Annotated in this window: 9 protein-coding genes; 3 read left to right on the forward strand and 6 right to left on the reverse strand. The window is 71.2% G+C overall.

The window, feature by feature from the left end:
- A partial coding sequence (locus GUY59_RS44115; protein WP_161715042.1) for an MBL fold metallo-hydrolase occupies window positions 1-352 on the forward strand: 352 nt, incomplete at its 5' end.
- A gap of 156 nt (window positions 353-508) precedes the next feature.
- Here GUY59_RS44115 and GUY59_RS44120 read toward each other — a convergent pair.
- From GUY59_RS44120 to GUY59_RS44140, 5 genes are read right to left on the reverse strand one after another with little or no spacing between them, the layout of a single operon-like run.
- The gene (locus tag GUY59_RS44120; protein ID WP_138205827.1) at window positions 509-1,462 is read right to left on the reverse strand and encodes an ABC transporter permease; all 954 of its coding nucleotides are present in this window, start codon (window positions 1,460-1,462) and stop codon (window positions 509-511) included.
- Window positions 1,459-2,430: an ABC transporter permease gene (locus GUY59_RS44125; protein WP_132340215.1), complete on the reverse strand. Its 972-nt coding sequence runs from the start codon at window positions 2,428-2,430 to the stop codon at window positions 1,459-1,461. Before GUY59_RS44125 ends, GUY59_RS44120 begins: the two co-directional genes overlap by 4 nt.
- Complete coding sequence (locus tag GUY59_RS44130; protein ID WP_171055545.1) at window positions 2,423-3,961, reverse strand: sugar ABC transporter ATP-binding protein; 1,539 nt, start codon at window positions 3,959-3,961, stop codon at window positions 2,423-2,425. The genes GUY59_RS44125 and GUY59_RS44130 overlap by 8 nt, the downstream gene beginning before the upstream one ends.
- Before the next feature lies 1 nt (window position 3,962).
- Entirely contained in the window at window positions 3,963-5,030 is a 1,068-nt protein-coding gene (locus GUY59_RS44135; protein WP_138205823.1) for an ABC transporter substrate-binding protein, read from the reverse strand.
- A 60-nt stretch (window positions 5,031-5,090) separates the two neighbouring features.
- Window positions 5,091-7,628 carry a PA14 domain-containing protein gene (locus tag GUY59_RS44140; RefSeq protein ID WP_201762076.1) on the reverse strand — a complete coding sequence of 846 codons (2,538 nt, stop codon included), beginning with the start codon at window positions 7,626-7,628 and terminating at the stop codon, window positions 5,091-5,093.
- A 161-nt stretch (window positions 7,629-7,789) separates the two neighbouring features.
- Here GUY59_RS44140 and GUY59_RS44145 point away from each other — a divergent pair, with 161 nt between their 5' ends.
- A complete protein-coding gene (locus GUY59_RS44145; RefSeq protein WP_212746291.1) occupies window positions 7,790-8,590 on the forward strand; it encodes a DeoR/GlpR family DNA-binding transcription regulator in 801 nt (266 codons plus the stop codon).
- Window positions 8,591-8,676: 86 nt separating this feature from the next.
- A complete protein-coding gene (locus tag GUY59_RS44150) occupies window positions 8,677-10,170 on the forward strand; it encodes a sugar ABC transporter ATP-binding protein (protein ID WP_252375141.1) in 1,494 nt (497 codons plus the stop codon).
- A gap of 73 nt (window positions 10,171-10,243) precedes the next feature.
- Here the strand turns inward: GUY59_RS44150 and GUY59_RS44155 are convergent.
- Window positions 10,244-10,552: hypothetical protein (locus tag GUY59_RS44155; protein ID WP_201762077.1), on the reverse strand; the 309-nt coding region annotated here is incomplete at its 5' end.

Consider the following 10,552-nt stretch of genomic DNA (forward strand, 5'->3'; position numbering starts at 1 on the left):
GTTCTACGCCGGCGACTCCGGCTATTTCGAGGGTTACCGGGGCATCGGGTCGGCGCACGGGCCGTTCGACCTGACGCTGATGCCGGTCGGCGCCTACAGCCCGGCCTGGCCGGACATCCACATGACGCCGGAGGAGGCCGTCAACGCCCACCTCGACCTGGGCGGCGGGCTGCTCCTGCCGGTGCACTGGGCGACGTTCACGCTGGCCCTGCACCCGTGGGCGGAGCCGGTGGAGCGGTTGTGGCGCGAGGCCAAGGCCCGCGACGTCACGATCGTCGTGCCGCGGCCGGGCGAGGCCGTGGACACCGCGGCCGCCCCGGTGGTGGACGGCTGGTGGGAGACGCTGGCCTGACCGGCCGGCGCGCGGGACGTACAGTCGGGGCGTGGGCAACCTGGAGCGGGACCCGCGGTTAGACGGGGCGCCGCTCCCCGGCGCCAGTCCTGCCCGCCACCCGGCTCACGCCGCGCGGGTGGGCCCGCGAGGTCGGCTCGCGAGGTCGGCTCGCGGTCAGGTCAGCCGCTGCGCCTTGCTCAGCAGCCGCTGCGCCACGACCACCAGCGCCAGGAACAACCCGCTCACCACCTGCTGGAACGCGGACGTCAGGTTGCCCACCTGGTTGATCAGGCTCTGGATCACGCCGAGCAGCAGCACCCCGGCCACCGTCCCCGTGATCCCTCCGGCTCCCCCGGTCAGCAGGGTCCCGCCGATCACCACGGCGGCGATCACGTCCAGTTCCATCCCGATTCCGAGGATCGTGACCCCGGAGGACAGGCGGGCCGCGTTGAGCGCGCCGGCCAGCCCCGCGAGCAGCCCCGACATGAGGTACACGTACACCTTCGTCCGCACCACCGGCACGCCCATGAGCGCCGCCGCCTGCTCGTTGCCGCCGATGGCGTAGACGTTCTGGCCGAAGCCCGTACGCTGCAGCAGCACCATGGCGGCCAGCGACAGCGCGATCGTGATGTAGACCGGGTACGTCAGGCCGAGCACGTTCCCCTGACCCAGCGCCGCGAAGGCGCGGTCCTCGACCAGATACGTCGTGGCGCCCTCGTCGGAGATCGCGAGCATGAGGCCGCGCACGCCCAGCAGCCCCGCCAGGGTGACGATGAACGGCGCCATGCCCGTACGCGCGATCACCAGGCCCTGCAGCAGGCCGACCAGCCCGCACACCGCCAGCGGCAGCAGCAGCGCCACGACGAGCCCGTACTGCGAGCCGTACGCCCCCAGCACGCCGCCGAGCACGAACAGCGACCCCACCGACAGGTCGATGCCGCCGCTGATGATGACGAACGTCATGCCGATCGCGATGATCGCCAGGAAGGACGACGACACGACCACGCTGGCGGCGTTCCCCGTCGTGGCGAAGGAGTCGAACGCCAGGCTGCCCACGATCACCAGCACGCCCAGCACCATGACCGCGCCGTGCTGCTGCAGCATCCGGCTCACCTGTTCACGGTTCATCGGGTGGCACGCTCCCTGGTGGCGTAGACGGCGGCCAGGATGATGACCGCCTGGACCATCTGGGTCCACGACTGCGGCAGGTTGTGTTTGATCAGCGTGGCCGCCAGCAGCTGCATGAGCAGCGCGCCCATGACGGTGCTGAGCACCCTGATCCGGCCGCCGGTCAGCGGCGTTCCGCCGACGACGACGGCGGTGATCGCCGACAGCTCGATGAACAGGCCGAGCGACGTCGGGTCGCTCGCCTGCAGGCGGGCGGTGGCGAGCACCCCGGCCAGCGCCGCGAGCAGGCCGGAGATCACGTAGACGATCAGCAGGACACGTTTGACGGGCAGCCCGGACAGCTCGCTGGCGGACCGGTTGCCGCCGATCGCCACCACCTGCCGGCCGAACGTGGTCCGCCGCACCACGAACATCACGACGAGCGTGAGCGCGGCCGCGATGAGCACGATGACGGGGATCCCGGCGACGGAGCTGCTGCCCAGCGCGATCAGGTCGGGGTTGCGGAACTCGACCAGCTGCGGCACGAGCACGTTGGCCAGCCCCCGTATTCCGACGAGCAGGGCCAGGGTGGCCACGATCGGCTGCACGTCGACGTAGGCGACCAGCGCCCCTCCCACGGCGCCCACGACGGCCCCGCCGAGCACGGCGACGATCAGCGCGGGCAGCCAGCCGTACCCGAGGTAGAGGACGACGAGCGCGGCGGCCAGCGACATCGCCGAGCCGACCGACAGGTCGATGCCCTGGGTTCCGATGACCAGGGCCATCCCCAGGGAGACGATCACGATGGGGGTGACCTGGACGAGCTGGGTGCGGAAGTTCGAGGCGTCCAGGAAGTGCGGCGTGAACAGCACGTTGAACAGCAGCAGCGCCAGCACGGCGGCGTACACGCCGTAGTCCTGCACCCAGCCGAACACGCGCGGCTTCAGCACGGCGACGCGGCCGGCGCCCTGGGTGGTGAGCTCAGCCATCGGCCTGCTCCGCGATCGTCGCCATGATCCTCTCCTCGGTGACGTCGTCGCCCGACAGCTCCCCCGCGACCGCGCCGTCGCGCAGCACGAGGATCCGGTCGGCGCCCTCGACCAGCTCCTCCAGGTCGGAGGAGATCAGCAGCACGCCCAGCCCCTCCAGTGCCAGCTCGTCGATCAGCGCCTGCACCTCGGCCTTGGCGCCGACGTCGATGCCCCGGGTCGGCTCGTCGAGCAGCAGCACCTTCGGCCGTACGGCGAGCCAGCGGGCGAGCAGCACCTTCTGCTGGTTGCCGCCGGACAGCTCGGAGACGAGCTGGTGCGGCGAGGCGGCCTTGATCCTCAGCCTCCGCATGAAGATCTCGACCACACGGTCGATCTTGGCGTCGGACACCACGCCGCCCCGGCCGAGCGAGGGCAGCGCGGCGAGTGCGATGTTCTCGCGGACGGACAGCGTCGGGATGATGCCCTCGGCCTTGCGGTCCTCGGGCAGCAGGCTGACGCCCGCGCGGATGGCCGCCGTGGTGGAGCCGGTGCGCACGGGCGCCCCTGCCACGAGCACCTGCCCGCCGTCAAGCGGGAGCGCGCCGACGATGGCCTTGGCGGTCTCGGTACGGCCCGCGCCGAGCAGTCCGCCGAGCCCGACGACCTCGCCGGGCCTGACGGACACGTCCACGCCGTCGAGGACGTGCCGCCGGGTCAGGCCGCGCGCCTCGACCACCGGGGAACGCCGGCCTTGCCCGCCTTCCGTGCCCGTGCCCGCGCGGTCGCGGGAGAAGCGGGTCGTGCCCTGCGAGCGGACCTCGCTCAGGTCGCGGCCGAGCATCAGCGAGATGAGGCGCAGGCGTTCCACGCCGGCCAGCGCCCCGGTGTGGGCGACCCGGCCGTCGCGCAGCACGGTCACCTGGTCGCACACCTGGTAGAGCTCGTCGAGGCGGTGGCTGACGTACATGACGGCGATCCCCTGGTCGCGCAGCCGCCTGATCACGCCGAACAACGTCTCGACCTCGCGCGACTCCAGCGACGAGGTGGGCTCGTCCATGATGACGACCCGCGCGTCGATGGACACGGCCCTGGCCAGCGCGACCATCTGCTGGGCGCCGACGCCGAGCGAGCGCAGCGGCCGCCTGACGTCGGTGTCGACGCCGTAGCCGGCGAGGACCCGTTCGGCCTCGCCGTTCATGGCGGCCGCGTCGATCACGCCGAAGCGGCGGCGCGGCTCGCGGCCGAGCAGCAGGTTGCGGGCCACGCTCATCATCGGGACGAGGTTGACCTCCTGGTAGATGGTGGAGATGCCGGCGCGCTGCGCGTCCATGGGGGTGCCGAAGGCGGCGGGTTGGCCCTGGTGGTGCAGCTCGCCGCCGTCCGGCTGGTACACGCCGGTGAAGACTTTGATCAGCGTGGACTTCCCGGCGCCGTTCTCCCCGACGAGGGCGTGCACCTCACCCGGGCGGAGGGCGAGGGACACGCCGTCGAGGGCGAGCACACCGGGGAAGCGCTTGCTGATCCCCCTGGCCTCGAGAACCGGTTCCAAGTCAGTACGCCTCACCGAGGGAGTCCTTGGCGTTGGTCGTGTCGTAGTCCCGGTCGGAGATGATCACCTTGTCGGGGATGGGTTCTCCGTCGAGGAACTTCCGGGCTGTCTCGAAGGCCAGCGGGCCGAAGCGGGGGTTGGACTCGATGACCGCGTGCAGCCAGCCGTCGGCGATGGCCTGGACGGCGCTGCGGGTGCCGTCCACCGACACGATCTTGATGTCGCCGGCCTCCTTGCCCGCGCCCTTCAGCGCGGTGACCGCGCCGAGCGCCATCTCGTCGTTCTCCGCGTAGATGCCGTTGATGTCGGGGTTGGACTGGATGAGCTGCTCGGTGACCTGCTGGCCCTTCTCACGCGCGAACTCGCCGGTCTGCTCGAACGAGATCGTGATGTCGGGCGCCTTCTCCTTGACACGGTCCTTGAAGCCGTTCGTACGCTCTGTGGTGACGTTGTTGCCGGGGGCGCCGAGGAGGATGGCGACCTTGCCCTTGCCGCCGAGCGCGTCGATCATGCGGTCGGCGGCGCGCTTGCCCTGCTCGTAGAAGTCCGAGCCGATGAACGTCAGGTAGTCGCTGCACGGCTTGGCGTTGATCTTCCGGTCGACCGTGATGATCGGGATCTTCTTGGCGGCGGCCTGCTGGAGCACGGGCTCCCAGCCGTCGGAGTTGAGCGGGGCGATCACCAGGAGCTGCACGCCCTGGGCGATGAGCTGCTGCACGTCGGTGATCTGCTTGGAGAACTGCGACTGGGCGTTGGTGACCTTGAGGTCCTTGATGCCGAGCTTGTCCGCCTCGTCCCTGATCGACTTGGTCTCGGCGATCCGGAACGGGTTGGCCTCCTTCTCGGACTGCGAGAAGCCGACCGTGGCCGTCTTGAGGTCGAACTTCTCGCCGCCGAACTGGTCGAGCGTGCAGGTGGGGCCGGCCGTTCCCGAGGGGGTCTGGACGACCTGCCGCCCCGCGGTGCTGGTGGCGGCGGGCGCGCTCTGGGGCTCCTCCGACTTGGCGCAGGCCGACGCGGTGAGGAGCACGGCCAGCGCCAGCGCGGCTGTCCGGATATGGGGGGTCATGGCGTTCCTTTCCTATCAGGAGCCGCGCCCGGGCCACGAGGGCCCGGGCGCGTGCGGAGCTCAGGCGCAGGACGGGTCGATCTCGCCCGTCAGGGCCTTGTGCGCGTCGTGGACGCGCTTCACGTCGGGCTTGGTGACCGCACGGTCGTACGTCATCAGGCCGTTGATCTCGGTCTCCACGTCGGTGGTCTGGGTGTAGATCGCGCCGCTGAGCTGCTCGCAGGCGTGCAGCCGCCGCAGTTCCTCGACCATGCCGACGTAGCGGTCGGTCAGCGACTCGGGGTCGGGCTCGACCGCGTAGCCCCAGCCGCCGCCGGACCAGGTGTGGCCGACCAGCGGCAGGGCCAGGCCGCCGTACTCGCCGATCACGTTGGCCCTGGTGCCCTCCGGTTTGCCGGGATTGCCGGGACCGGGGTAGATGTGGAAGTCCTTGACGTCGCCGTTGCCGCCGTCCACGGCGCCGCAGCAGTTGACTCCGCTCATGTTGTTCACCAGGCGCGAGGGGTCCCACTTCTTCACCAGGTCGGCGATGCGCGCCTGGTCGTACTGGCCCCAGCCCTCGTTGAACGGCACCCACATCACGATGGACGGGCTGCTGCGGTGCTGGTCGACCAGCTCGCGCAACTCGGCCTCGAACTGGGGCCTGTCGTCGGCGCGTACGGCCGACGGCATGTCCTGCCAGACCAGCAGGCCCAGCTTGTCTGCGTGGTGGTACCAGCGGTCGGGCTCGACCTTGACGTGCTTGCGCACCGCGTTGAAGCCGAGCGCCTTGGTCTGCTCCAGGTCGTGGCGCAGGGCCTCGTCGGTCGGGGCGGTGTAGATGCCGTCGGGCCAGAAGCCCTGGTCGAGCGGGCCGATCTGGAAGACCGGCTTGCCGTTGAGTACCATCCGGTTGCCGGACACCTCGATGGAGCGCATCCCGAAGTAGGACTCGGCCTTGTCGCGCTTGAGCCTGACCTCCAGGTCGTACAGGTGGGGGTCGTCGGGGGACCACAGCCTGGGCTCGCGCACCGGGATCCTGAGCTCCTTGCCGGTCCTGCCGGTGGCCTTGCCGACGACGCGCCTGCCGTCCCTGGCCGTCACGACCACGGTGCCGGGCGAGCCGTGCACGGTCACCTTCACCGCCTTGCCCGGCACGTCGGGCACGGCGTCGACCCGTTCGATGTGGTCCTTGGCGACCGGTTCGAGCCAGACGGACTGCCAGATGCCGGACACGGTGGTGTACCAGATGCCGCCCGGGTCGAGCCGCTGCTTGCCGAGGGCCTGGCTGCCGGCGTCGGCCGGGTCGTACACGCCGACGACGAGCTCCTGGCGGCCGTGGCGCTTGAGCGCGTCGGTCACGTCGACGCTGATCCGGTCGTAGCCGCCCTTATGGGTGGTGACCCGCTTGCCGTTCACGTAGACGGCGGCCTGCCAGTCCACCGCGTCGAGGTGCAGCAGGACACGGTCGCCGCGCCAGCCACGCGGCACCTCGAACGTCCTGCGGTACCACATGCTCTCCTCGTGCCGGCCGATGCCGGACAGCTGGGACTCGACGGGATACGGCACGACGATGCGCTCGGGCAGGTCACGGCCGATGGGCGCGGCCTCGCCCTCCTTGGCGGGGGCGAACTGCCACGTGCCGTTGAGGCTCTGCCAGCGGTCCCTGACGAGCTGCGGCCTGGGGTACTCGGGCAGCGGGTTCGCCGGGTCGACGTCGTCGGCCCACTGGCTGCGCAGAATGTAGGCCGAGGTGTTGTGCACGTAGCCGTAGGTGTAGGCGGCCAGCTCGCTGCCGTCGGCGTAGGCGATGCCGCCGTTGCCGTCGTAACCGGTGCGTACGGTGTTGCCGGCCTTCGCCGGAATCGGGTGCTTGAGCTTGAGCTCGACGGTCTCGGGGTTCTTCAGGGTCGCCGCGGTCACGGGCCAGGCCGTGCCGCCGACGGTGACGGCGAGCTTGCCCGCGGCGTCCGGAGGCAGGTCGGCCAGCGCCTTGGGGAAGGTGAGCGTGGCGACGTCGCCGGCCTCGCCGAGCCTGGCGTCGGCCGGGCCTCCCGGGTCGAAATCCTCGGGCAGCGTGAACGCCCGCGCGGGCACGACGGCCTTCGGCTGGCTGGGGCTCTGCCACCGCAGGCGCAGGTGGGCGCCACCGTAGTGCTCGAAGTACTCGACCTTGATGTCGTACTTCCTGCCGGCCTCCAGGGCGATCGGGGTGCCGGTCCGTTCGGTGTCCCAGTCGTCCACCCAGTGGTCGATGATCGGCTTGCCGTCGATCCAGAGGCGGAAGCCGTTGTCGCCGATCATCGAGAAGGTGTAGGTCTCGGAGTGCTCGGGCTCGATCTGCCCGGTCCACCGTACGGTGACGTCGTCCTCCCTGCCGGTCAGCATGGTGAACACGGGGTTCAGGTCGGCCAGCTCCAGGTTGGGGTCGACGACGCTCGCCTTGAGCTCGGCGAAGTCGAACGCGCCCGCCGCCGAGGCGAGGTAGTAGTCGCCGCGCAGCCCGTGCCGCTCGGTCGCGGCGGAGTCAGCGACGGAGTCAGCGGCGGAGGCTGGGGGCGGCACCTGCCATAAGACGGACATCAGAACGGCGAGCAACAGCACGAGGGGCTTACGCAACGGGGGGTCCTTTCGATGCGCTGATCACGTTCGGACAGGTTTTGACCCTGACATGCTCCAAAGTAAGCACTGCCGGACCGAGCCGGTCAAGATTTCCGATCAGAATCGTTCGCGTTCGGTCAAAGGTGAACGCATGTTGGCGCGTCGAATATGATCGGGACGTGAGCGACACGCAGAGCGACGGCCGCAGGCCCGTGTTCGCCGCTGAACGCAGGCAGCGCATCCTTGAGCTGGTGCGCGCCAACGGCGCGGTGTCGCTGCGCGAGCTCGCCCAGGCCGTGCACTCCTCCGAGGTCACCGTCCGCCGTGACCTGCGCGCGCTGGAGTCCGAGGGCCTGCTCAACCGCCACCACGGCGGCGCCACCCTGCCGGGCGAGCTGTCGCGCGAGGCCGGCTACGCCCACAAGGTCTCGCTCGAGTCCGCCGAGAAGACCGCCATCGCCGAGCTGGCCGCCGCGCTGGTGGAGGACGGCGACGCCGTCGTCGTCGGGCCCGGCACCACCACTCAAGAGTTCGCCCGCCGCCTGACGCGGCACTCGGAACTGGCCGTCGTGACCAACTCGCTGCTGGTCGCCCAGGTGCTGGCCGGCTCTCCGCGCGTCGAGGTGATGCTGACCGGCGGCACGCTGCGCGGCTCGATCCTGGCCCTGGTGGGCAGCGCGGCCGAGCACTCACTGGCCGGGCTGCGGGTGCGCAGGGCGTTCATCTCGGGCAACGGGCTGAGCGCCGAGCGCGGGCTGTCCACGCCCAACATGCAGGTGGCGGGCGTCGACCGGGCGCTGGCCGCGGCCGCCGAGGAGGTCGTCGTGCTGGCCGACCACACCAAGATCGGCGTCGACACGATGGTGCAGACCGTACCCGCCGACCAGATCGCCCACCTGGTCACCGACGACTCCGCGCCCCGCGACGTGCTCGACGAGCTGAGCGGCCGGGGCGTGCGCCTGCACGTCGCCCAGTTCTGATCGCGCTACTGATCGAATGTGACAAACCCGTTACGAGAATGTTTTCTTCCTCCACCACCATCGAGGCGGAGGCAACCGTGCTACAGGTGGCAGGCGTTCTCAAGACCTTCCAGGGCGTCACCGCCCTCGACCACGTCACCATGTCCGTGCGCCCCGGCGAGGTGCACGCCCTCATCGGCGGCAACGGCGCGGGCAAGTCGACCCTGGTGAAGGTGCTCTCCGGCGTCCACCCGCCCGACGCGGGCGAACTGCGCTTCCGCGACGAGCCGGTCACGTTCGCCGGCCCCGCCGACGCCAGGCGGGCCGGGATCGCCACGATCCACCAGGAGACCAACCTCGTCCCCACCATGAGCGTCGCCCGCAACCTGCTGCTCGGCAGGGAGCCCAGGGGCCGGCTCGGCCTGATCGACAGCGCGGCCGTGCACGCCCGCGCCGAGGAGGTGCTGGCCGCGTACGGGCTGCGCATCGACGTACGCCGCCCGCTCGCCTCGCTCAACGAGGGCACGCGCCAGCTCGTCGCCCTGGCCAGGGCGGCCTCCGCCGACGCCCGCCTGGTCATCATGGACGAGCCCACGTCGGCGCTGGAGCACGCCGAGCTGGAGACCCTGTTCGGGGCCGTGACCCGGCTGCGCGAGGAGGGCCGCTCGGTCATCTACGTCACCCACCGGCTGGAGGAGCTGTTCGGCATCTGCGACCGGGTCACCGTGCTGCGTGACGGCCGGGTCGTGCACACCGGGCCGCTGGCGGGGCTCGACCGGCTGCGGCTGGTCTCGCTTATGCTCGGGCGGCCCTTCCACCCGGTGGAGCCGCCCCACGCGGACGGCCCGGCCGAAGAGCCCGCCGACATGCCCGTACTGGTGGCCAAGGGGCTCACCCGCCACCACGTGCTCGACGGGGTGTCACTGGCGATGCGGGCCGGCGAGGTGATCGGGCTCGGCGGGCTGCTCGGTGCCGGGCGCAGCGAGACGGCCCGCGCCATCGCGGGCGCCCTGCCGGTGGACGCGGGGCAGGTGACGGTGACCGGCGCGCGTCCCGCGTCGGGGGCGCGCAAGTGGTCGGTCAGGAGCGCCGTACGCGCCGGGATCGGCCTGGTGCCGGAGAACAGGAAGACCGAGGGCATCGTGCCCACGCTGTCGGTGCGCGACAACATCGCCCTCGCCGCGCTGCCGCGGCTGTCGCGGGCGGGGATCGTGTCCGACGCGCAGGTGGACGGCATCGTGGCGACGTTCATGAAGCGGCTCGGCATCAAGGCGGTCTCGCCCCGGCAGCCGGCCGGCGAGCTGTCGGGCGGCAACCAGCAGAAGGTGCTGCTGGCGCGGTGGCTGGCCATGCACCCCAAGGTGCTGCTGCTGGACGAGCCCACCCGCGGGGTCGACGTGGCGACCAAGCTGGAGATGCAGACGCTGCTGGACGAGCTCGCCGTGGACGGGCTGGCGATCCTGCTCATCTCCTCCGACGTGGCCGAGCTGGTGGAGAACTGCGACAGCGTGGTGGTGCTGCGCGACGGCGCGATCACCGAGCAGCTGACCGGCCCCGAGGTCACCGAGGACCGCCTGCTGGCGGCCCTGGCCAAGGACTGACCGGCCCCCTACCCGATGGCAGGGCTCCGCTTACTCACTCGGCCCAGGAGACGGTCGCCGGCTGTGGCGCGGCTCACGGGCGTTCCCGCTCGCGCGACCGGCGTACCCTGCGGACCACGATCTGCCGTCCGAGCAGCACCGAACCCGGCACCAGCACGACCCCCAGCAGGGAGGTGCCGAGGCCCACTCCGACGTCGGCGTCCAGCAGCCTCTCGCCGTCGCCGCCGAGCACCGGCAGTCCGAGCGACACCGACACCGAGACCGACAGCAGCGGCTCCCCGTCCCGCACCGGCGGGTCGGGCTCGTCCGTGCCCGGCGGCGGGTCGTCGGGCGGATCGTCCGGCGGGTCGGTGGCGGGCGGGTCGTCCACCGTGGGCAGCGT

The organism is Nonomuraea sp. K271 (genome assembly GCF_009908215.1).
Taxonomy (GTDB): Bacteria; Actinomycetota; Actinomycetes; order Streptosporangiales; family Streptosporangiaceae; genus Nonomuraea; species Nonomuraea longispora.